Annotated in this window: 22 protein-coding genes; 9 read left to right on the top strand and 13 right to left on the bottom strand. The window is 37.3% G+C overall.

Features of this window, described 5'->3' with window-relative positions:
- Positions 1-54: 54 nt before the first annotated feature.
- Positions 55-495: a PaaI family thioesterase gene (locus tag LQ201_RS06700; RefSeq protein WP_230140411.1), complete on the top strand. Its 441-nt coding sequence runs from the start codon at positions 55-57 to the stop codon at positions 493-495.
- Positions 496-595: 100 nt separating this feature from the next.
- On the top strand, positions 596-838 hold the full coding sequence (locus tag LQ201_RS06705) for a hypothetical protein (protein ID WP_029274704.1): 243 nt from the start codon (positions 596-598) through the stop codon (positions 836-838).
- 97 nt (positions 839-935) lie between these two features.
- On the opposite strand, the gene LQ201_RS06710 is transcribed toward LQ201_RS06705, so the two are convergent.
- The 9 genes from LQ201_RS06710 to LQ201_RS06750 all read right to left on the bottom strand — a co-directional run bounded on the left by LQ201_RS06710 (position 936) and on the right by LQ201_RS06750 (position 14,546).
- A complete protein-coding gene (locus LQ201_RS06710; RefSeq protein WP_230140412.1) occupies positions 936-2,207 on the bottom strand; it encodes a nucleoside recognition domain-containing protein in 1,272 nt (423 codons plus the stop codon).
- 269 nt (positions 2,208-2,476) lie between these two features.
- Positions 2,477-5,335: a prolyl oligopeptidase family serine peptidase gene (locus LQ201_RS06715; RefSeq protein WP_230140414.1), complete on the bottom strand. Its 2,859-nt coding sequence runs from the start codon at positions 5,333-5,335 to the stop codon at positions 2,477-2,479.
- Between the two features lie 243 nt (positions 5,336-5,578).
- Positions 5,579-7,372, bottom strand: coding sequence for a membrane protein insertase YidC (yidC, locus tag LQ201_RS06720; protein ID WP_230140416.1), 1,794 nt, complete (start codon positions 7,370-7,372; stop codon positions 5,579-5,581).
- Positions 7,373-7,392: 20 nt separating this feature from the next.
- Positions 7,393-9,009, bottom strand: coding sequence for a CTP synthase (locus tag LQ201_RS06725; RefSeq protein ID WP_029274708.1), 1,617 nt, complete (start codon positions 9,007-9,009; stop codon positions 7,393-7,395).
- A gap of 161 nt (positions 9,010-9,170) precedes the next feature.
- Entirely contained in the window at positions 9,171-9,932 is a 762-nt protein-coding gene (locus LQ201_RS06730) for a GLPGLI family protein (protein WP_230140417.1), read from the bottom strand.
- A 6-nt stretch (positions 9,933-9,938) separates the two neighbouring features.
- A complete protein-coding gene (locus LQ201_RS06735) occupies positions 9,939-12,716 on the bottom strand; it encodes an outer membrane beta-barrel protein (protein WP_230140419.1) in 2,778 nt (925 codons plus the stop codon).
- Between the two features lie 226 nt (positions 12,717-12,942).
- Complete coding sequence (locus tag LQ201_RS06740) at positions 12,943-13,419, bottom strand: DinB family protein (protein WP_230140421.1); 477 nt, start codon at positions 13,417-13,419, stop codon at positions 12,943-12,945.
- A gap of 30 nt (positions 13,420-13,449) precedes the next feature.
- Positions 13,450-13,992 carry a hypothetical protein gene (locus tag LQ201_RS06745; protein WP_230140423.1) on the bottom strand — a complete coding sequence of 181 codons (543 nt, stop codon included), beginning with the start codon at positions 13,990-13,992 and terminating at the stop codon, positions 13,450-13,452.
- 59 nt (positions 13,993-14,051) lie between these two features.
- Positions 14,052-14,546, bottom strand: a complete 495-nt coding sequence (locus LQ201_RS06750) for a hypothetical protein (RefSeq protein ID WP_230146614.1) — start codon at positions 14,544-14,546, stop codon at positions 14,052-14,054.
- Between the two features lie 180 nt (positions 14,547-14,726).
- Here LQ201_RS06750 and LQ201_RS06755 point away from each other — a divergent pair, with 180 nt between their 5' ends.
- Positions 14,727-15,680: a GNAT family N-acetyltransferase gene (locus LQ201_RS06755; RefSeq protein ID WP_230140428.1), complete on the top strand. Its 954-nt coding sequence runs from the start codon at positions 14,727-14,729 to the stop codon at positions 15,678-15,680.
- A 66-nt stretch (positions 15,681-15,746) separates the two neighbouring features.
- Here the strand turns inward: LQ201_RS06755 and kdsB are convergent, their stop codons facing one another.
- The 4 genes from kdsB to trpS all read right to left on the bottom strand — a co-directional run bounded on the left by kdsB (position 15,747) and on the right by trpS (position 18,410).
- On the bottom strand, positions 15,747-16,502 hold the full coding sequence (gene kdsB, locus LQ201_RS06760) for a 3-deoxy-manno-octulosonate cytidylyltransferase (protein ID WP_230140430.1): 756 nt from the start codon (positions 16,500-16,502) through the stop codon (positions 15,747-15,749).
- A gap of 1 nt (position 16,503) precedes the next feature.
- Entirely contained in the window at positions 16,504-16,704 is a 201-nt protein-coding gene (locus tag LQ201_RS06765; protein WP_230140431.1) for a DUF5808 domain-containing protein, read from the bottom strand.
- A gap of 14 nt (positions 16,705-16,718) precedes the next feature.
- A complete protein-coding gene (locus LQ201_RS06770; protein WP_025144984.1) occupies positions 16,719-17,333 on the bottom strand; it encodes a deoxynucleoside kinase in 615 nt (204 codons plus the stop codon).
- 78 nt (positions 17,334-17,411) lie between these two features.
- Positions 17,412-18,410 carry a tryptophan--tRNA ligase gene (gene trpS / locus LQ201_RS06775; RefSeq protein ID WP_230140433.1) on the bottom strand — a complete coding sequence of 333 codons (999 nt, stop codon included), beginning with the start codon at positions 18,408-18,410 and terminating at the stop codon, positions 17,412-17,414.
- Between the two features lie 425 nt (positions 18,411-18,835).
- Between trpS and LQ201_RS06780 the strand changes: the two genes are divergently transcribed.
- The 6 genes from LQ201_RS06780 to LQ201_RS06805 all read left to right on the top strand — a co-directional run bounded on the left by LQ201_RS06780 (position 18,836) and on the right by LQ201_RS06805 (position 21,978).
- The gene (locus LQ201_RS06780) at positions 18,836-19,561 is read left to right on the top strand and encodes a 1-acyl-sn-glycerol-3-phosphate acyltransferase (protein ID WP_230140435.1); all 726 of its coding nucleotides are present in this window, start codon (positions 18,836-18,838) and stop codon (positions 19,559-19,561) included.
- Positions 19,562-19,563: 2 nt separating this feature from the next.
- Positions 19,564-19,854: an Asp-tRNA(Asn)/Glu-tRNA(Gln) amidotransferase subunit GatC gene (gene gatC, locus LQ201_RS06785; protein WP_029278731.1), complete on the top strand. Its 291-nt coding sequence runs from the start codon at positions 19,564-19,566 to the stop codon at positions 19,852-19,854.
- A gap of 113 nt (positions 19,855-19,967) precedes the next feature.
- Positions 19,968-20,726 (top strand): ABC transporter ATP-binding protein, encoded by a 759-nt coding sequence (locus tag LQ201_RS06790; protein ID WP_057934548.1) that lies wholly within the window; start codon positions 19,968-19,970, stop codon positions 20,724-20,726.
- Between the two features lie 72 nt (positions 20,727-20,798).
- Complete coding sequence (locus LQ201_RS06795) at positions 20,799-21,347, top strand: cob(I)yrinic acid a,c-diamide adenosyltransferase (RefSeq protein WP_230140438.1); 549 nt, start codon at positions 20,799-20,801, stop codon at positions 21,345-21,347.
- Positions 21,348-21,432: 85 nt separating this feature from the next.
- Positions 21,433-21,654 carry a DUF2795 domain-containing protein gene (locus tag LQ201_RS06800; protein WP_010603503.1) on the top strand — a complete coding sequence of 74 codons (222 nt, stop codon included), beginning with the start codon at positions 21,433-21,435 and terminating at the stop codon, positions 21,652-21,654.
- 165 nt (positions 21,655-21,819) lie between these two features.
- Positions 21,820-21,978, top strand: coding sequence for a lmo0937 family membrane protein (locus tag LQ201_RS06805; RefSeq protein ID WP_109924584.1), 159 nt, complete (start codon positions 21,820-21,822; stop codon positions 21,976-21,978).
- The last annotated feature ends 12 nt before the right edge of the window (positions 21,979-21,990 follow it).

Raw genomic sequence — 21,990 nt, forward strand, 5'->3', positions numbered from 1 at the left:
ACTACGGACTATTGACCATGGACTAATAAACTATTTTACCTATTTTTACCCTATATGGAACCCTCTTTAAGCGAACAGCGTTTAACTTTTTTAAGGCAATCAATTGGCAAGGTGATTACCAATTCGCCATCTAACTTCATGAACTGGCTGGCTCCCGTTTTGGTTAAAGCAGAGTACGGCATATTGGTGTGCCAGTATACCATCCGTAAAGAAATGACCAATCCTTACCAAATTTTGCATGGTGGTGTAACAGCAGGCATTATTGATGATTTAATTGGTGCAACTGTTTTTACAATGGGACTGAACGAACGTTATACCACCGTAAATAACTATATCGATTATTTTGCTCCTGCAAGCGAAGGAGATGAAGTGATCGCCGAAACCTCGATAGTGAAAAAGGGGCGCACGATATTAAATCTGCAATGCGAGATATTTTTACCTTCAAAAAAGCGTTTAATAGCTAAAGGCTACTCGAATATGTTAAACATAGGTTAAGCCTTTCCTGGTAGTTTAAGAATTAATTATTAATTCCTTTAAATTAACGAAACATTCTCGTTTATAATTTGTTGTAAATTAACCAAAAATATAATGAGCCATGTTAGAAAATTATTCCACCCTGCAATTCATTGTTAGAGGCAAAATTTTTAAGGGATTTTGCATGCGTATTCAAGATGATTTTCATGAAACTTACGCCGTTGTTTTAGATGGCTACCATTCTTTTTGTATCTGGCTGGATAACAAAACAGAAAAATGGTGTGCTTCGAAAAACGTAGCGATTGATCCTGATGCTATTGATGAAATCATTAACAGGATATCTATCCCACAACAATCTTGCTAATTTATGTTTCCTCAGATAGCTGTAGATTAATATTTTTTGCTTCTTAACTGCACGCCCAGTTCTGTAAAATTTGTTCCCTTCTATCTGTAGTTAAAAACTACGCAAAAAACATATAACTAAGCGCTATGGCTGTACAAACCCCAACTAAATCAGCCAATAACATTGAACCGATGGCATAACGCGTATTTTTTATTCCAACAGAACCAAAGTAAACCGCTACTACATAAAAAGTAGTATCAGAAGCGCCCTGAAAAACACCCGATAATTTACTGGCAAATGAATCTGGTCCGCTGGAAATCATAGTGCTTACCATCATTCCCCGGGCAGCACCACCACTTAAAGGCCTGATCAAAGCTGTGGGCAGCGCATCAACAAATTTGGTGTCGGCTCCAAAAAACACAAACATGTTTTTAATCCCGCTCATGATTACATCAAAAGTTCCACTGGTTCTGAGCATGCTTACCGCGACTAAAATTCCCACTAAATAAGGAATAATTTTCAGCGCAGTTTCAAATCCGCCTTTGGCGCCATCAATAAAAGCATCAAAAACATCAATTTTTTTATATAGTGCACCCAATACAATCAATAAAAAAATCAATAAAATTATTCCACCGCTTAATAAGCCTGAAAATGATTTTATGCTTTCTGCATTTAACTTGCTTACATACCAAACCAGTAAGCCAACCACTGCCGAGATACTTAATACCCAGGTAATGATAACGGGTTGAAGTAGGTTTATCTTTTGTTTAAAGGATACAATGAGCATGGCGGCCATGGTACCAACAAAAGTTACAATCAAACATGGGATGAAAATATCGGTAGGGTCCTGTGCATTTTGAGTTGACCTAATGGCAATTACACTAACGGGAATTAAACATAAACCTGCGGCATGCAAGCATAAAAACATAATCTGCGAATTGCTGGCAACATCCTTATTTGGATTAAGCTCCTGCAAACTTTCCATTGCCTTTATACCAAATGGAGTGGCTGCATTATCTAAACCTAATAAATTGGCCGAGAAATTCATGATCATGTGCCCCATAGACGGGTGTCCTTTTGGGATTTCGGGAAAGAGTTTCGAAAAAAAAGGACCAATAATTCTGGAAAGTAAACGGATACCGCCTGCTTTTTCGGCAATGCTCATTAGCCCCATAAATAAAGCCAGTGTTCCAATTAATTTAATGCAAAGGTCAACCGCAATCCAGCAGGTTTCGATAATGCCATCCAATTTTAAAGGGTTTAAGGGATCGGAAGATTTACCGATTACCATCCAGTTAAAAATATCGCTATCTCCGAAAAAGAAACATTTAATACTTGCTACTACAATAGCCACGATAATAAATGCTGACCAAATTCTGCTTAATGCCATTGGGGGTGTTTAGTTTTGTTTTGAATGGGTTAAAATACCGCTTTTAAACGAAAGTTCATAGAAGAGAGTTTGGAGTAGGGAGTTCGGAGTTTAGAGTTCATGGCGATCACGCTATTTATGGTCGAATAATAGCAATGAATTTATAGTATTTATCCAATGAAAATCCATGATACAAAGCTTTTGATATTGCTTGTATCATGGATTTAGATTCTTAGCTGTTAGCATTGAATGTCGTTTTCTGAATTAAGCACGCTAAACGCCAAACTCAGCTAAGGTTTATCATCTGTTAGTTCAAAACCCCAGGTCTTTCCTTTTTCAGTTGCAGGTACTCCGCTTGTCATCCAAGCTGGCGCTTTCGCACCTTTTAAATAATAATCGAAAAACTGTTGCTCACGGATTTGAATATCCTTACGGTTCTGGCGTTGAACCAGGTTATGCGCTTCACCATTATAGTTTAACATCCAAACTGGTTTACCTAAACGGCGCAGACCGGTAAACATTTCGATACCCTGATACCAAGGCACCGCTCCATCTGCATCATTAGCCATTACCACAACAGGGGTATTTACTTTCGGGAACATAAATAGTGGTGAGTTCTCGATGTATAATTCTGGTTTTTCCCAAAGTGTTGCACCAATACGGCTCTGTGTTTTTTCGTATTGAAACTGACGGTTCATACCAGTTTCCCAACGGATACCACCATAAGCAGAAGTCATGTTGACTACAGGTGCACCGGCCCAAGCGGCAGCATACATGTTATTCTGTGTAATGAGATAGGCTACTTGATAACCACCCCAGCTTTGACCCTGGATGCCGATTTTACTGCCATCTACCCAGCTATTTTTCTTCAGGCTTTCTACTCCAGAGTTGATGAATTCAACTGCAGATTTACCTGGGTGACCAGTTTCATAGCTAATATCTGGCGCAAAAACCAGGTATCCGTTACTCACGAAATAAGAAATATTTAATCGAGATGGAGTAGGTGCGGGCGCTTGATAAGTGTATAAACCATCCGTTAGTTTTTCGTAGAAATACGCAATCATCGGATATTTTTTATTTGGATCGAAATTTTCCGGTTTGTACAGTATACCTTCAGCTTTATAGCCTTTCGGCGTGGTCCACTTAACCAGCTCAGCCGTGCCCCAATTGTAGTTTTTTTGTTGAGGGTTGGTATTGCTTAATTTGGTTTCAGTTTTGAAATCGGTAGTGATATAAACATTTGGCGATTCTACATAATTGGCTTTATCGTAAATGTAAACATCAGCATCTTTAGCTTTTAGCAGGTTTGAATATTTAAACTTAGCCATTACTACCAATTCTGGCGCCTTAGCCGAACCTACGTTGGTACGGTAAAACCCGTTTTCTTTAGTTAAATTGTTAAAACCATCTAACCAAACGGTTTCGTTCACTTTTACAAATTTGCTATCTGCATTGCGCTCAAACCTGTTATCCTGTTGTACTCTTTCGTAACGGAAGGTAATATTGTTTGCTCTTCCAAAACCGGCAGTAATATTTTTTGGTGCCGATTTTCCATCTGGTGAGAACGACCAGATATCGTATTTATCGTAAATTAAAACAGCTTTATCACCTTCGGTCCATGTTGCTAAACCGTAAGGGGAAGGTAAATCCGGTACATCGTTTTCCTCATCAACAAATTTTTCGCTCAGTCCAGCTGTTAATACGCTTACTTTTCCGGTGGTTACACTATAAGTATTCCAGCTACCTGCTTTTCTATCAAAATATAAAACATAGTTTCCGCCAGGAGAAGCCATTGCATAACCGCTTAAATTATCAATGATTTTCTTTTTCTGGCCATTTTTAGTATCAACCAGATAATAATCTTTTGAGGTAGAACCGCTCCATTGCGATTCGATCCTGCGGCCATAGTCTGTAGATGCTAAAACCAGATTCGCATCACCTTCAGCAATCAGATTGGCGTCAGGCAATTTTAAATCCGCTAATGGAATAACTTTTGGATCACTGCTATAAACGTCAATCACCGATAAATAACTTTTTTTACTGTCTCTATCTGCGTTTTTAAGCTGCATAGGCTGCAAGTAATCGTCTTTGTAATTCCAAACATCAACTTTAGCCACCTCGAAATCTACAATAGTAGTGTCTTTTGGTTTTTTGATAGGAGAGATGCCGAAAAATAATTTCTTGCCATCTTTACTAAAGGTTATTTTACCATCGCCATTAACCGACCATTTTGCAGGTAGTCCTGGCATATCAAAATCAACCAGTATCTGCGCAGTATCTAGTGTTAAAGAGTTGTAATAAATGTTGTAATTTTTTATTTCCTGTTTCTCCGGACTTTGCTCGCCCACAAAAGCCACATGTTCGCTTTCCTCATCAAAAGTGAAGTTTTTGAAACTTCCTTTACCTTTAATCAGGCTTTTTAATGTGCCTTTTTCTGTATTTAACAAGAATACACCTTGTGGGGCCGTTTTGTCCTTTTTAGACCCGCTGCAGGCAAAAACCAACTGTTTGCCATCTTTACTGAAATAATAATCGGTAACGAATTTATAAGTTTTATCTGTGCCCGTTAAAAGGTTTTTTACCACTAAATCGGTTCCTTCGTCGGTCTTACCTTTTCCGGCAGGTTCATCATCTGCAAAATCCATTTCACCATCTTTTTTCTCAGCTGGTTTTACCGTTTTCTTTGCTGTATCTGGCTTTTCAGTTAGATAGGCCATTACGCCTGCGCCTTCTTCAGGGAATTTGAAAGATTTTACCCTTGCCACTTTTGTAACGGCACTGGTGCTGAGGTTAACAATGCCCAACGAGTTTTTTGGTAATTCATCTGGCTTTTTCTTTTTAATTTTAGCCTGACGTAAATCCTTATTTAAGGGACGGATATTAAAAGCAGCAAACTTAGAATCATTACTAAACTGTGCGTTCATCCCCCTTGGTATATTAATCTTCGCATTCGTTTTAATATTGGTAAGGTACAATTGTGCATCACCTTCTTGCTGTAAGATGCTGTACATGGCCCATTGACCATTATTTGACAATTGCTTTGTTCCTACTGATTCCCAGGTATCATATACCGAATGATCTAAAGGTTTTTTTTGTGCGTAGGCAAAGCTGACAACGAAAAACAGAATAATAGTTAGTCTCTTTTGCATTTTAAAAGTTAATTAATTTGTTGGTTGAGATTTAATCTTCTAAAATTGGAATTTTTTAGCTTATTAGGAAACTTGTATGCCAAATATTACAATTAAAAGCATTTAGTTGGAAAGTCAGAGGTTACAGAGCACAGGAAGTTTTGGCTGTGTTGGCTAAACGCCATACGCTTATCGCTGAGCCTAAAACAAAAATCCCCGATCACTTTGAAGTAACCGGGGATGTCGTAAAATTTTAAAGTAAGATTACTTTTTAGCTTGTTGTTGCTGACGCATATAATCATCTAAACGTTGTTGGAATTTAGATTTTTTCTTTTTCTCGTCAGCTGGTCTGGCTTTATTTTGCTGAATTAAAGCGTGGATTTTATCATCATCAACCATTTTACGGATTAAGAACTGCTGCCCGAAAGTCATTAAGTTGGCCAAGAAATAATAATAGTTTAATCCGGCAGGATAGCTGTTCAATACACCTAAGAAAATAACCGGCATAATGTAACCGATGTACTTCATTTGGCCTGTAGCACCAGAAACCTGGTTGTTAAAGTAAGTCATAATTAATGTAGAGATCGTCATCAATACACACATTAAACTTAAGTGATCGCCAATGAAAGGGATTTTTACGCCAAATTTGATAAACTCGTCATAAGTAGATAAATCTTTCATCCAAAGGAAACTCTCACCACGTAACTCAAATAAGTTAGGGAAGAAGAAGAAGAAGGCCATTACCAAAGGCAACTGTAATACCATTGGTAAGCATCCACCCAGCGGGTTTACCCCTGCTTTCTTATATAATTTTAAATATTCCTGCTGAACCAATGTTGGATTGTCTTCACCTACTTTAGCTTTTATCTCATCCATCTCTGGTTTCAATACCCTCATTTTAGCCATTGATAGGTACGACTTGTAAGTAAGTGGTGATAAAGCAACTTTTAGTAAAATGGTTAATACCAAAATAATTAATCCGTAGTTCCAGCCAAAGCTGTTCAAGAAGTTAAATACAGGCAATACAATAAAACGGTTAATGTATTTTAAAGGCCAGTAACCCATATCAACCTGTTGCTCTAAATCGTACCCCTGAGCTTTTAAGGCAGCGAATTTATTGGTTCCGAAATAGAATTCCATTTCATAAACCTGACTGGCCGTATGTGCATATGGCAATTGCATATTGGCATCATAAAACTTAACCTGGCCAGGAGCTGTTGGAATTTTAACTTCTAAACTTCCTTTTTCGAACGCTTGTTTCGAGATTAAAGAAGCTGAGAAAAAGTGTTGCTTGAATGAGAACCATTGGATTTTACCTTTCGATAACTCTTCTTTCTCATCTTTAGAAACACTTAGGTGATCTACATCGCCATCTAAATACTTGTAATAAGGGGCAGAATAACGGTGCTCACTTTCGATCGATTTTTCTTGCTGTAATAAAGTAGTCTGCCAGTTTAAGCCAATATTATTGCCTGCAATTACTTGCTGTAAGCCAACTAAATTGATGTTGAAAGCTACTTTGTTACTTGACGCTTTTAAATCGTATACATATTCTACATATGCGTTTGCACCATAATTGGCACGCATGGTAACTGTATTTCCGGTTTTTGTCGGGGTAAAGTATAAATTATTGGTATTAATTACCTTGCCAGCAGCATTCAGGTTTAAACCAAATTTGTTCTGGTTACCATCAAATAAAATCAGTGGTTTTCCGGTAAAGGTTTTCTGATTCTTAACTTCAACAGAGGTAATTTTACCGCCTTTATTGCTTAAAGTGATTAGTAATTTCTCGTTTTCTAGAACAGTATTGGCTTCGGTACCAGTAATTGCGGTACCAAAAGGGCCTTTTAGGGCTAAAGAATCTACAGATGGGTTAGCAATCGCAGCAGTTTTAGTGGTATCTTTTTGTACTGGTGTAACGCCAGCTTTTTTTGCCAATTCTATACTGTCTCTTTCTTTGGCTTTTTTAATTTCCACCTCGTTCGGCTTCAAAAAGTAGAATGATCCTGCCAAAATGATCATAATCAGGAACAGTCCTGTAAAGGTATTTCTATCCATTATTTATGTATGTACTGCTTTTAATTCGTTTTCTTTTTCGCAAACTCCATCGCAGCGGCGACAAATTTAACAAAAAGTGGGTGAGGATTAGCAACTGTTGATTTTAATTCTGGGTGAAACTGCCCACCAACGAAAAACGGATGATTTTTAAGCTCCACAATTTCAACTAAATTGGTTTGCGGATTCATACCTGATGCAATCATTCCTGCATCTTCATATTGCTTTAAATAAGCATTGTTAAATTCGTAACGGTGACGGTGGCGCTCATTGATGTGCGATTTGCCGTAAATAGAAAAAGCTTTTGTTCCCTTTTTAATATCACAAGGATAAGAGCCTAAACGCATTGTTCCACCTTTATTTGTTATTTTTTTCTGCTCTTCCATCATGTTAATTACCGGATTGGCAGCATTTTCCTCAATTTCTGTAGTATGTGCATCTTTCAAACCTAAAACATTACGTCCGAATTCGATAACCGCACATTGCATACCCAGGCAGATTCCGAAGAAAGGAATGTTATTCTCGCGAACATATTTTATGGCATCAATTTTACCTTCAATACCCCGGCTACCAAAACCTGGTGCAACTAAAACACCTTGTAAGTGACCTAATTTATCTTTTACATTATCAGGGAAGATACCTTCAGAGTGTATATATTCTACCTTAACCTTACACTCATTTTTCGAACCTGCGTGTACAAAAGATTCTATAATTGATTTATAAGCATCAGGTAATTCTACATACTTACCGATTAAGCCAATTTTAACCTCTGCCGTAGGATTTTTTAAACGGCCCAGGAAATCTTTCCAGCTTTCCATATCAGGGTCGCTTTTGGTCGGTAATTTTAATTTCGATAAAACAGTTTTATCCAATTGTTCTTTTAACATCAACAATGGCACATCATAAATAGTAGATGCATCCATCGATTCGACTACCGCATTGATGTTAACGTTACAAAATAAAGCAATTTTTTTTCTGATCTCAGGGCTAATGTGGTGCTCGGTTCTGCAAACTAATATATCTGGCTGTATTCCATATTCCAACAAAGCTTTAACCGAGTGTTGAGTCGGCTTGGTTTTTAACTCACCGGCAGCAGCTAAATAAGGTACCAGGGTTAAATGGATCACAATAGCATTGGTACTGCCTTCTTCCCATTTAAACTGACGAACAGCCTCAATAAATGGCAACGATTCGATATCACCCACAGTTCCACCAAGTTCTGTAATTATAATATCATATTCACCACTATCACCTAAAATACGCATGTTGCGTTTAATCTCATCAGTAATGTGGGGTACAACCTGAACTGTTTTGCCCAGATACTCACCTTTACGCTCTTTATTAATTACATTCTGGTAAATACGGCCGGTAGTAATGTTGTTTGCCTGTGATGTTGGAACGTTAAGGAAACGCTCATAATGACCAAGATCCAGATCGGTTTCAGCACCATCTTCGGTAACAAAGCATTCGCCATGTTCGTATGGATTTAAAGTTCCTGGATCGATATTAATGTACGGATCGAATTTTTGAATGGTTACACGGTAGCCACGTGCCTGTAAAAGTTTAGCTAAAGATGCGGAAATGATGCCCTTACCTAAAGAGGAAGTAACACCGCCCGTAACAAAAATATACTTTGTCATGATTGATAATTTGTGGAATTAACCAGGTGTTTTGGACCTGTTTAATTGTTTTTGTACGGGATACAAAGGTACAAAAAATTATCGCTCGATTAGATACTTGCCAGAATATTTTTTCTCCATATTATATCTCTGATAGTGACTGTTTTAGGTAAGGTGATCACCTAAAGTATCAGCGTGTAGAGTTCTTTTTTAATGTCTTCTATCTTTCTGGGGTTCTTTTTATCCTCATAACGGGTATAGAGGTCGATCATTTTTTTGAAATCTTTTTCGGTATCGGTTCTTTTGCCTTTTGCAGGAGGAACAATGTTAAAGATAGGAACGTTTTTAGCTTCAACCTTGGTGGCAAACCAGGTAGTATTATACCGGGGTATGGCCAGGCCTAATATCATTCCAGGTAAGCCTGTAAATCCTTCAGGGCCACCTTTTAACAAAATTTCTTCACTATAGAAAGCCACCACAGTAACCGAATCGTTTATTACTGCTATTGCTTTACGGCATTCGTAGCCTGCAATTTGGCGTACATCGTGCATGATTTTCCAGTTGAGATGGGGGATAGTGTCTTTTAAAATAAAATCTTCGCCGCCTATTGGTTTTCTGATTACTCTTGCTTTTTTGCTAAAGTCCGTATATAATTCATTCGTATTCTCACCAGCAATAAAGAAGAAATTATTGTCGTTCAAGGTCTCTTTCGGTTTAATCTTATAAATGGAGCTACTGTCGTTAAAGCTATAATCCCAATTGGAAGTCCTGTATTTGCTCATTTTATCCCTGGCATCGTCTGATATCCAGGTGTTTGATGCCAATTGCTGCTTTTGATTGATCTTTTTCTCGAAAGTTACTTTAGCGCTTTTGATGAAAACAGTTTGTGCACGCACTATTATAATGGCAAAAAACAAGATTACGGTTAGTCCTAAATTTTTCATCTTCAATTATTTTTTATCTTGTTTAACAAAGTTTCCGGTTAAATTATAGGTGATGCCAATTAACACGTACCTCGGAATAAAGCTATTGGTGTATTCGCTGATGTTATTGCCTCCAACGTAACGGTTATAGCCGATTTTTTCGGCCAGAATATCAGAAATGGATACTTTAAGCTCTAATTCTTGTGATTTGAGCATCTTTTTTGATAAATAGGCATTCCACAAGGCAATATTTATTGGTGTGCTAAATGAAGAATTTGCTGGTTGATACGATAATGATATCGATGTGTTAAATTCTGTATTGTATGGAAGTTCTATATTTCCAGAAATATCATGATTGTGGCTAAAGTTTTTACCATTATTTATCGAACCGATTGACGATCTGCTGTTTGAAAAAGTGACCGATGGATTATACTGAATTTGAACTTTATCACCATAATAGCTAAAACGAGGCCGTATATTAATGCTATTGTTCACATTTTCATTCAGTTTATTGTTTAAGATCGATACTGCGTTCGAGTGATTGAAACTGGCATTTAATCCCGTATTAAAGCCGATTTTGCTAAAACTTTTATTAAAGCTCGCACCCGCGTAAAAATTATTATTACCATTTAAATTGATATAACTGCTGACCGTTTTATTTACATCATCTACTGTTCTGGAGCTTACAACGGCATTCTTGGTAAAGCTATAGCCACCATACACATACGCGTACATTTGCGATTTTTGTTGATAGGTATTAAAATTAAAGCCAAAATTATTGTTGAAAGATGGTTTTAAATTTGGATTACCTCTTATTTCGTAAAGTGGATTGTTAATTTGTCTGATAGGTTGCAACTGATCTAAACTCGGCTGTCGGGTACTGCCATTGTAGTTTAGCGATACGCTGGTATTTTTGCCAAGTTTATAGTTAAAGTTGCTCTGTGGGGCCCAGTTTAAATAGTTTCGGTTAAATTTATTGTCTCGGTCCAGATCATTCAGCTCGAATGTAGTTTCGGTAGCCTCTGCACCACCAGATAGCGTGAACTTCTTTGACCTGTATTGCAACACAATTTTACCGATGTTCGAAAAATTATTGAAATCGAAATTGTTGCTCAGTGAATCGATTCGTTTATTATTTAATGACTTATCGAATACCAGTTTATGGCTATTTGATGTTACCGTTTTAAAGCTGTAGGCTGTTTGTAATGAAAATTGCTTGCCTAAAGGTTCGGTATATGATATTCTGGTACCAAGAGAGCTTTCACTTCCCGAATTATCGTTCAGAAAGTTCTGGTTAACAGTTCTATTGATTGTTCCATTCCCATCGTAGTATTTAGTCACACTTAAACTGGTGCCGAAACTGGTGCTGCTTTTGGTTTCAGGTTGTAAATCAATCGAGAGTGTTCTCCCTTTTTTTACAAACTTTTTGGAGTAGTTTATATTTCCGTTAAACAGGTCGTTGTCGCCATTGCTATCATTAGACTGATCACTATTATTTACAAATACCCCCGCGTCATTTTTAGTTTCGTTCTTGCTGATATACTGGCTGTTGTTTTTGCGTTTGCTACCTGCAAAGGATATTTTTAAGGTAGAAAGCGAATCTAATTTAATATCGACACTGCCTTTTAAGCTCTGTCCGGTGTTTCTGGTTTCGCTGTTTGAGCTGCTTTCGCTAAAGAAATTCGTCCCGTTGGGCAGTAACGACTGGTTTTTCGAAGTTGTTCTGTCCAATATGTTTCTGTCACTGCCTTTATAATTGAGTTTTAGGCCAACTTTGTTTTCGTTCCATTTGTTAGAAAAATGAGCCCCATATCCCGTTACATCAGGTAGTCCGTTTGATGGTGAAAAATCATCTTCGTCACGGCTACCACCATAACTGATCATGACCGTACTGCCGTCATCGCCAACTTCAATCACATCATAATCATTGCCTTTTAGCTTGCTCATGGCAGCACTTGCTTTCGAATCTTGATTGGTATTGGAATTAGAACCAAAAACCGCGGCCTTTAATTTGTTTTTATAAATGCCTGCCATGCCACCTATATTTTTATAATGCTTAAGATCGCTATTGGCATCCAAGGTGCTGAGGTATCCATTTTTGGCGTTTTCCTTGAGTTTGATGTTCATGACCTTCTCTTTGGCATCACCTTCTTTTATGCCAGATAATTCTTCCTCTTTAGTTTTTTTGTCGTAAACCTGAACTTCACTAACTGCGTTGGCTTTCAGGTATTTCTGGGCCAGAAGTGGGTCGTCGCCAAAAAATTCTTCGCCATCAACTAAAAGTGTATTTACATCTTTTCCACCAGCTTTTATGGCGCCATCTTTGTCAACCTCAATTCCAGGTAATCGTCTTAATAAATCCTGTAGATTGGCATGTGGTTTTACCGCAAAACTATCCGCCTGGTAGGTTATGGTATCGCCCTTCATACTAATGGCCTGCTTTTGGGCTTTAATTACCACTTCGTTTAAAAGCGTGGCTTTGCTATCCATCGCGATATTACCCAGGTTAAATTTTGATGAATCAGACAATTGGATGTCTCTTATATAATCGGCCATCCTCGGAAAAGTGACAACCAGGGTATAATTTCCTTTTTTTAAATTCGAAAACTCGAATTCACCGTTAACCTTGGTCCGTGCATCTTTAACTAAAATGGAATCTTTGCTTGATATTAGCAGGATAGAGCTGTTCTGTAATTTTTTTTTTTCAACGGTATCAACCACAACGCCTTTTATACTAGCATGTTGAGCGATGGAAGGAAGAAAAAATAATGAAAAAATGAGCGCTAATAGTAATGGTTTGAGCATGTATTTGATAAAGAAGCGTTAATAAATGGATTGTTTGGTTAAGCGCCTCAAAATACAACTATTTATTTAGTTATTATAAATAAAACTAAATATTTTTTAAAAAAAATATACCACTTGATTTACGGAGAATAATAGCCTTAAAGAAGAGGCTGAGAAGAAGGAAGTGCAAGTTATGCGTTTAATGAAGGCATTTTAGATTGATACGCTTCACCATCAATGATAACATTTATTTTGTTGCCGCTAAAATCAGTTTTTTGATCAGTACAATCTGTCCAAAATGGTAGTAACTGTGCTCAATCACACCTTCTATATTACGCAGATAAGTGCCATATTTTTCATTTACAAATACCTGATCTAATTTTTCTTCCGGCATTTGCGCTACTTCATCGGCGAAGACTGCCGAATTTGCCAAAAATTCTTCCACCAGTTTTTTCCAATCTTTTTGTGATTGTATTAGCGGTAGGTCGAAACTATATTGATCTTTAATTTCCAAAGGACCGCCTTCAAATACATTTAAAATGCCAACCAGGTAATAATTGATATGATAGGTTAAAGCTGCAATAGTATTTAAATCCGCTACCTGATATATAGCCTGTTGCCAGGTAATGTTCAATAATTGATCCTTATAATTGGTATTGGCAATCCAATACCCATTTAGAAAAACTTCCCTTAATCGGTTTGCAATTAATTCAGATCTTTTCATTTCTAAATTCCTGACATTGATTTATATCTATTAACAACAGTTATAATAAATCTTCACCTTCTGTTCTTTTTCGCTCCAGGCAATATAAATATTGTTCTCTTTTCCTAAACGATACTTAAAGCCATTTAATCCCGATTTCTTTAATTCCTCATAAAGAGCTTTATCAGGTGTGTAATTATCGGCTTTATCTTCGGGCATTACTGCAGGTTCGAGAAAATTGTCATCGCTAAAAAAATCATCTGCGATGGTTTTTAAGAAAATAATCTGGTCTTTTTCTTTTGAAAGATCAACATTTGGATCGGTACTGCCCAATAACTCAGTTCCTTTGATTCTGGTATTGTAAATTTCTTTTCCGTCGGCATTTTTGATTGTGAAATTCAATACCATTTCTTCGGGTTTTCTACCAGTAAGTTCGATCTTAAAAGTGTCCAAACGTTTTAAATCAGAAAAAGATTTGGCGAGGCGCTGGTTAACATTTTTAAACTCAATGGCATTGGTTTCCTTTTTGCTGTTCGAATTACAGGCAACTAGCGCTAACAGACAGATAGCAACGAAGAGCGGTATATTTCTCATATTCAAAACTACAAATTTTATGTTTTAGTTCATGTCCATATTTTATGATATCCCCTAATTTAAAAGGAATAGCCAATAGATAACCATAATTGAAAGTCGAAATAACCACCTCGGAGCCTATTATTTAGATTGTTTTGAACATGATAATAATCTCCGTAGCCTAGGCCTGTTAAACCCTCTAAAAGAAAATGTTTTCCCGGAATAAAGGATACGCCAAATGTTCCGCCGTAACGTAAAGAACCCGCACTAAAATCTTTGTTGCGGCCCCAGCTGAAAATGCCGGTTTCATCAACTGAGCGGTGCGAGACAACAGTTTTATCAAGGTTTCCGAAATAAACGCCATAAAAAGCATTGGCTTCTCTTTTTTTAATCGGGCGGATGTATTTCTTTGCACGAAGCAAGAAGCCTTCGTAATGGAGATAATCGAGGTAGCCCAGATTTTTAATTTCGCCAGAGGTGTAAGCGAGCTCCAAACCATAAAGGCCTGAAAAAGTCTTTTCTACGGCTATGGTAGGCCTTTTGGCTACTAAATTCAAAATGTTTGTCTTTATCATTAAACCGGGTTCATCTTGTGCAAAGCTGACATAGGCAGATAAAATGAATATAGATAGGAGCGCTTTCTTTTTCATATAAGGGCGAAAATACTAAAATATTAACCCCAAGCAATTAAAACTGTTGCAGACTACAATTTAGTTTTTATATTTGCGTAACTGATTACGTAATTAATTATTACTATGAATTTTTTCGAAGAAACTGGTAAAGTAGCTATAGGTAGCAGGTTAAGAATGCTAACCGATAAAGTAACCGAAGACGCAGCGCAGATTTATAAGTTGTATAATATTGATATGCAACCTAAGTGGTTTCCTGTGTTTTATGCTTTGGCACAAGACAAGGAAAAAACGATCACCGAACTGGCTAAAGCTATTGGCCATTCTCATCCATCGGTAAGCAAAATTATCAGTGAGATGCTGAAAAAAGGTTATGTTAAAGAAAGTAAAGATAAAACCGACGGACGTAGAAATGTGGTAAGCCTTTCTAAAAAAGGAGTGGAGATTTCAGAAGAAATAAAAGATCAGCTAATTGACGTAAACGCCGCTATTGAAGATATTTCGGCACAGACGCAAAATAAACTTTGGGAGGCAATAGGTGAATGGGAGTTTTTATTGGAGCAAAAGGCTTTATTGAGAAGGGTAGTGGAAAAGAAAAAAGAAAGAGATAGTTTAAAGGTTGAGATTGTAGATTACCAGCCCAAATATCAGGAAATATTCAGGTCGCTAAATGTAGAGTGGATTTCACATTATTTTACCATGGAAGAATCTGATTATAAAGCTTTGGATAATCCGCAGGGTTATATTTTAGATAAAGGAGGTTTTATATTGGTTGCTCTATATGAAGGTGAGCCTTTGGGTGTTTGTGCGCTAATTAAGATGAACGATGGCGAATATGATTTTGAACTGGCCAAAATGGCGGTATCGCCAAAAGCACAAGGAAAAAATGTAGGCTTTCTATTGGCAAATGCGATTATTGATAAGGCAAAATCGTTTGGCGCATCTAAAATTTATTTGGAGAGCAATACCATTTTAAAACCAGCCATAAACCTTTACCATAAACTAGGTTTCCAAAAAGTGGCAGGTAAGCCCACGCCTTACACGCGATGTAATATTCAGATGGAACTGGTGATTAGGTAGGTTAGGGAGAGTTTAGGGAGTACGCTAACCTCTAAACCCTAAACTTATAACCAATGTTTAAAGAATTTACTCTAGTTTCAAAGCCTTAAGTAATTTATTCAGTTTTAATAAGTCTTCTGGTGTATCTATTGCAACCGTTTCTAAGTCAGTTACTTTTGTTTGGATATAAAACCCATTTTCGATCCAGCGAAGTTGTTCTAAGCTTTCGGCAATTTCTAAAGAAGATGGTGGTAATTTGGTAATGGCTTTTAACGATTCTGTGCGGTAACCGTAAATTCCGATGTGCTTGTAAAACTGATGTTTTTCTGCCCATACACCTGGTTCACCATTTCTGATAAAAGGAATTGGGCTACGGCTAAAATACATGGCGCGACCGTTTACATCGATCACTACTTTAGGACTATTGGGATTGTATACACTTTCCTGACTCTGAATCGACTTGATTAATGTTGCTAACTGTACTTTTTCTTCAGTAAAGCAGCTTGCCAGTAATTCAATCTGTGCAGGTTCGATAAAAGGTTCATCGCCCTGGATGTTGATCACAATATCGTATCCAGGTAAAGTTTCAATCACCTCAGCGCATCTATCGGTTCCGCTTTGGTGATGAGTTGAGGTAAAGATAAACTCTCCACCAAACCGTTTTACTTCATCGGCAATCCGTACATCATCTGTGGCAATTACTACTTTCGATAGGCTTTCGGCTTTCGATGCTTGCTCGTAAACCCTTTGGATCATGGTTTTTCCGGCAATATCTACCAGAGGCTTTCCCGGAAAACGGGTAGAGGCATATCGTGCAGGAATAATTCCGATAATTTTAGACATACTATTTATGTAAAGTTCTTAATAAGATAACCGCACCAATAATAACCGCCATAACTACATAAGAAATTGGATGAGCAAAGTTAAATGTCCAGCCCAAAATTTTATTGCGCTTCGGAACCAAAACCCTGGAATCTGATTTATTGAAATAAATAATTCCCCATTTCCAGTTTAATGGATTTTCGTGCTGAAAATCTTTGCCCACCTTATTCGTTCAGATTAAAATAAACCGTTAATCTCGGCCTCAATAGATTGGATTACCGTCCCTAAATCTTCTGGATTATTAGTGAAATCTAATTTATCCTTGTCCAAAATCAATAATTTTCCCAGGTTATAACCCTTAATCCAGGCTTCATATTTTTCGTTCAGCTTAGACAGGTAATCGATACGGATGCCTGCTTCGTACTCACGGCCACGACGCTGGATATTATTAACCAATGTAGGTACCGATGCACGCAGGTAAACCAGTAAATCTGGTGGTTTAATAAAAGAGGTAATGTTATCAAAAATAGCCCTGTAATTATCATGATCTCGGGTGGTCATTAATGCCATATCATGCAGGTTTTCTGCAAAAATATGTGCGTCCTCGTAAATGGTTCTATCTTGGATTACGTTGCGTTTATTTACTTCAATGTCGGTAATTTGCTGAAAACGACTATTTAGGAAATAAATCTGAAGATTAAAGCTCCAGCGTTTCATGTCGCTGTAAAAATCTTCCAGATAAGGGTTATTGTCCACAGCCTCGTATAAAGCTTCCCATCCATAATTCTTGGCTAATAAACCTGTTAAGGTAGTTTTACCGGCACCTATATTTCCTACAATTGCTATGTGCATATTTTCTTGCGTTTTGCGGTGAGCGTTTTGCGTAAGGCGATTTTAGCGCCAACCGCCATCCGCTTACCGCAATATTAATTAAAAACTTTTAAACCCGATTAAACTGCGAACCTCTCTGATGGTTTTTTGCGCGCTTTCGCGGGCCTTCAATGCACCATGTTTAGCCACTTGCCTTAAATATGAATCATTTTTGGCAATATCCAAAATACGCTCACGCATAGGTGCAGTCGTAATAATCATATCTTCTGCCAACTGTTTTTTGAAATCGCCATAACGGATCTGCATTTTGCTATATAACTCTTCAAAATGTGCAAGTGTATCCGCACTCGAAACCACTTTCATTAAATCAAAAAGATTCTGGATAGGCTCAGGTTTTGGTTGGTTTTCTTCCGTTGGGCCACCGTCACTAACTGCTCTCATTACTTTTTTACGGATAGTTTCAGGGTCATCAGATAGGTAAACTGCATTGGCTTCGCCTTCTGATTTACCCATTTTACCTTTACCATCTAAACCAGGTACTTTAACCAGCTTGTCAGTGTAGCTAAAAGCGTAAGGTTCAGGAAAATATTCTGTATTGTATAACCTGTTGAAGCGGTTTCCGAAAGTACGGGCCATTTCCAAATGTTGCTCCTGATCTTTTCCAACAGGTACTTTAGTCGCTTTGTGGATTAAAATATCGGCGGCCATTAATACGGGATAGGTTAATAAACCTGCATTTACGTTATCTGGGTTGGCACGTACTTTATCTTTAAAAGATGTACTACGCTCCAATTCACCCATATAAGCGTTCATATTTAAGTATAGATAAAGCTCCGCAATTTCCGGAACATCACTTTGTATATAAATGGTACTATTTTCTGGATCAATTCCACTAGCCAGATATTCAACCAAAACATGTTTAATATTTCCATGTAAATCGGCTGGAGTAGGATGTGTAGTTAAAGAGTGTAAATCGGCGATAAAAAAGTAGCAATTGTAGTCGTTCTGCATTTGAACGAAGTTTTTAACTGCACCATAATAATTACCCAAATGTAATTTTCCTGTTGAGCGGATACCGCTCACCACTGTTTCTTTCATAATGGCACGAAATTAAAAATAAAATACAAGCAAATCATAAATCGCTTCAATTTTAATGGTAAGATTTTAAAACATTCGTCATCTCGACCGGAGTGCAACGTAGCGGAGAGATCTTTTCCTCGTGCTTAGTCTCGCAACGACCACAGAACAATATAACCATAATTGGAAATGAATTCAGCATTTCACAGGAGGCCTAGTCTTTTTTCCGTTATATCCCTTGCTGCGCTGTGAGGCTTTCAATGAATAAGGTTTATAAACAGCGGTTTTTGCAACCGTGGAGAAGTGCTTTTCCGATCGTTATCTCAACTGTATTGGAGGGATCTTTTGACCGGGTTTCGCCAGTGATTGGTATAATGCAACCATAATCTTAGCCCAATGCAATCAGTTGTTTGAAATATCAAACTATTTTATATTTTTGGTTATCTATGATTTATCTTCTAAGACAAGTACACCGGATATGGTTTCTATTCTGGATACTGTTTTTTTTCGCTCTGTTCTACCCAATATATTACATTACCTCACGTAATGAGAAGTATTATAGTACGCTCAATTTTTTCAGAAAAGCCAACAGTTTTTTGTGCAGTCTATTTTCAGGTGTTTTTTTTCGTTATCAGTATGAAGAAAAGCTAAATCCGAAACAAACTTACATCTATTGCGCAAACCACACCTCTAACCTGGATATTATGATTTTTTGTATCATGGGGCATGGTAAATTCCATTTTATGGGAAAGGACGAATTGTTGAATAATCCCGTATTGGGTATTTTTTTTAAAACCATCGATATTTCTGTAAACCGCGACAGTAAGATTTCGGCTTTTAAAGCATTTAAAAAAGCTGGCGAAAACCTAGAAAAGGGGATGAGTCTGATTATTTTTCCGGAAGGTAAAATAGACGACCATTACCCACCAAAGTTGGGTGAGTTTAAGAATGGTCCGTTCCGCCTGGCTATCGATAAAAATATACCGCTGGTACCTGTGAGTATTACCAATGTTTGGAAAATTAATTGGGATGATGGAGCAAAGTATGGAAGTAAGCCAGGAATTTGCGATATTTACGTCCACAAACCCATTAATACATCAACTTTGGCCGATGTTGATTCTGATGTATTGAAAGAAAAGGTTTACAGATTGATTGATAGCAAGTTAGTATAAATATGAATTTAGACGCAAAAACCATCCATAAAATAGCCGATCTGGCCAGAATTCATATTGATGAAAAGCAGGTGGATACATTGATCCCTGAAATGAACAAAATTTTGTCGTTCATGGAAAAGTTAAATGAACTGGATACTTCAAACGTGAAACCATTGGTTTATATGAACGAATCGGTAAATGTTTGGAGAGAAGATGTGGTTAAGCAGGAAATAGCTACAGCTGATGGTTTGAAAAATGCAGCAAAACATACCGACCAATTTTTTATGGTACCAAAAATTATTGAAAAATAATGGTGTAATCGTCATGCTGATTAATTCGGCAGCTTTAAGATTAACATTTGTGCAGTAATTTTTATCCCTCTTGTAACATCTTACCCTTTACGCTTGTCTAAAAAAGAAAAAACATGGAGAAACCACTCATCACTATAAAAGAAATTGGCCGTAAATATGTTATTGGATCTGAAGTGATTCACGCTTTAAAATCAGTTTCTTTAGATATTAATAAAGGCGAATTCGTAGCATTGATGGGCCCGTCTGGTTCCGGTAAATCAACCCTGATGAATATTTTAGGCTGTTTGGATACACCGTCAAGCGGAACCTATGTTTTAAATGGAACCAATGTGAGTCACATGAGTGATGATGCCCTGGCAGAAGTGCGCAACCAAGAAATCGGTTTCGTGTTTCAAACCTTTAATTTATTGCCGCGTTCAACATCTTTAGACAATGTTGCCTTACCTTTAATTTACGCGGGAACAAGTAAAAAGGATAGAGATGCAAGAGCAGCTAAAGCGTTAGAAAATGTAGGTTTGGGCAATCGTATGGATCACAAGCCAAATGAGCTATCGGGCGGTCAACGTCAACGTGTGGCCGTAGCCAGGGCTTTGATCAATAATCCATCTATTATTTTGGCCGATGAGCCAACGGGTAACTTAGATACCAAAACATCAATTGAAATAATGGGCCTGCTTGAAGAAATCCACAGTAAAGGAAACACCATTATTCTGGTTACGCACGAGGAAGATATTGCGCAGCATGCTCACCGTATTGTACGTATGCGTGATGGTTTGATTGAAAACGATTATTTAAATACAGATATAAAAAATGTATCTCCACGTTTGCAGGCTTTGAAAGATACGGGCAGCGATTGGGAGAAAATTAATTAAGGCGTACTGTATAAGGTTTAAGGCGTAAGGTTTTACCCTAAACCTTCTATCTTCTACCTTCAACCTTTCTAAATGAAAATCTACACTAAAACTGGCGATAAGGGCCAAACATCACTTATTGGTGGTACCCGAGTACCTAAATATCATTTACGTATCGAAACCTATGGAACTGTTGACGAGTTAAATTCGTACATAGGTTTAATTATGTGCCAGGATATTGAGGCGCACGAACAGAAACTATTAAAAGAAATTCAGGATAGGTTATTTACTGTTGGTTCATCGCTCGCGGCAGACCCAGAAGCATCTAAGATGAAGATCCCCGATCTGCACGATACTGATATTACCTTGTTGGAAAATGAGATGGATCTGATGAACGAAAAACTGCCTGCTTTAAAACATTTTGTTTTACCTGGCGGAAATACTGTCGTTTCTTACTGCCATATTGCTAGATGTGTTTGTAGAAGGGCAGAACGACTCACAGTTGAACTTGCAGAAAATAGCTTTGTAGATGAGCGTGTAACAGTTTATTTGAATCGTTTAAGCGATTATTTATTCGTTTTGGCACGAAAACTGACCGTGTATTTTAAGACGGAAGAAAACATTTGGATTCCGCGGGTTTAATAGTGGAAAAATAAGTTTGTTTTGCTCAAAAAATTTAATATACTTTGCGCAATAATAAGAACAAGAATTTAATTGAATTGACGATATGTATTGGACATTAGAATTAGCATCGCACTTGGAAGACGCACCATGGCCTGCAACTAAAGACGAATTAATTGATTATGGTATCCGCTCTGGTGCCCCAGTAGAAGTAATTGAAAACTTACAGGCATTAGAAGATGACGGCGAACCTTATGAAACCATTGAGGAAATTTGGCCAGATTACCCAACTAAAGAAGATTTTTTCTTTAATGAGGACGAATACTAAACATTAGAAACTATAAAAACCTTCCAGCTAAACTGGGAGGTTTTTTTTTGATTTCATTTCCGAGATTATTCGTCATACCAATAAAATAATTACATTTTTTAAACAAAAGTGAAAAGCCGAATGTTAATACATCAATAATTATAACATTGCTAAAAAATTAACACTATGGGAAATTTATTGTATTTAGTCGCAGTAGTATTGGTAATACTATGGGTAATAGGATTTGTATTTCACGGCTTCGGAGACGTTGGCGGTATAATCCACGTTTTATTGGTAATCGCAGTTATTGCAATTCTGCTTAAAGTAATTGGCCGGGCAGCGTAAAAAAATATATCG

The organism is Pedobacter sp. Bi126 (assembly GCF_918698245.1).
Classification (GTDB): domain Bacteria; phylum Bacteroidota; class Bacteroidia; order Sphingobacteriales; family Sphingobacteriaceae; genus Pedobacter.

Coding starts and splice junctions, on each gene's coding strand:
- LQ201_RS06725 (WP_029274708.1), bottom strand. CDS start 9,009: ATGACAAAGTATATTTTTGTTACGGGCGGTGTTACTTCCTCTTTAGGT.
- LQ201_RS06715 (WP_230140414.1), bottom strand. CDS start 5,335: ATGCAAAAGAGACTAACTATTATTCTGTTTTTCGTTGTCAGCTTTGCC.
- LQ201_RS06755 (WP_230140428.1), top strand. CDS start 14,727: ATGAATTTTTTCGAAGAAACTGGTAAAGTAGCTATAGGTAGCAGGTTA.
- yidC (WP_230140416.1), bottom strand. CDS start 7,372: ATGGATAGAAATACCTTTACAGGACTGTTCCTGATTATGATCATTTTG.
- LQ201_RS06735 (WP_230140419.1), bottom strand. CDS start 12,716: ATGCTCAAACCATTACTATTAGCGCTCATTTTTTCATTATTTTTTCTT.
- LQ201_RS06705 (WP_029274704.1), top strand. CDS start 596: ATGTTAGAAAATTATTCCACCCTGCAATTCATTGTTAGAGGCAAAATT.
- LQ201_RS06700 (WP_230140411.1), top strand. CDS start 55: ATGGAACCCTCTTTAAGCGAACAGCGTTTAACTTTTTTAAGGCAATCA.
- kdsB (WP_230140430.1), bottom strand. CDS start 16,502: ATGTCTAAAATTATCGGAATTATTCCTGCACGATATGCCTCTACCCGT.
- LQ201_RS06745 (WP_230140423.1), bottom strand. CDS start 13,992: ATGAGAAATATACCGCTCTTCGTTGCTATCTGTCTGTTAGCGCTAGTT.
- LQ201_RS06730 (WP_230140417.1), bottom strand. CDS start 9,932: ATGAAAAATTTAGGACTAACCGTAATCTTGTTTTTTGCCATTATAATA.
- LQ201_RS06740 (WP_230140421.1), bottom strand. CDS start 13,419: ATGAAAAGATCTGAATTAATTGCAAACCGATTAAGGGAAGTTTTTCTA.
- LQ201_RS06805 (WP_109924584.1), top strand. CDS start 21,820: ATGGGAAATTTATTGTATTTAGTCGCAGTAGTATTGGTAATACTATGG.
- LQ201_RS06710 (WP_230140412.1), bottom strand. CDS start 2,207: ATGGCATTAAGCAGAATTTGGTCAGCATTTATTATCGTGGCTATTGTA.
- LQ201_RS06790 (WP_057934548.1), top strand. CDS start 19,968: ATGGAGAAACCACTCATCACTATAAAAGAAATTGGCCGTAAATATGTT.
- LQ201_RS06750 (WP_230146614.1), bottom strand. CDS start 14,546: ATGATAAAGACAAACATTTTGAATTTAGTAGCCAAAAGGCCTACCATA.
- trpS (WP_230140433.1), bottom strand. CDS start 18,410: ATGAAAGAAACAGTGGTGAGCGGTATCCGCTCAACAGGAAAATTACAT.
- gatC (WP_029278731.1), top strand. CDS start 19,564: ATGAATTTAGACGCAAAAACCATCCATAAAATAGCCGATCTGGCCAGA.
- LQ201_RS06770 (WP_025144984.1), bottom strand. CDS start 17,333: ATGCACATAGCAATTGTAGGAAATATAGGTGCCGGTAAAACTACCTTA.
- LQ201_RS06780 (WP_230140435.1), top strand. CDS start 18,836: ATGATTTATCTTCTAAGACAAGTACACCGGATATGGTTTCTATTCTGG.
- LQ201_RS06795 (WP_230140438.1), top strand. CDS start 20,799: ATGAAAATCTACACTAAAACTGGCGATAAGGGCCAAACATCACTTATT.
- LQ201_RS06800 (WP_010603503.1), top strand. CDS start 21,433: ATGTATTGGACATTAGAATTAGCATCGCACTTGGAAGACGCACCATGG.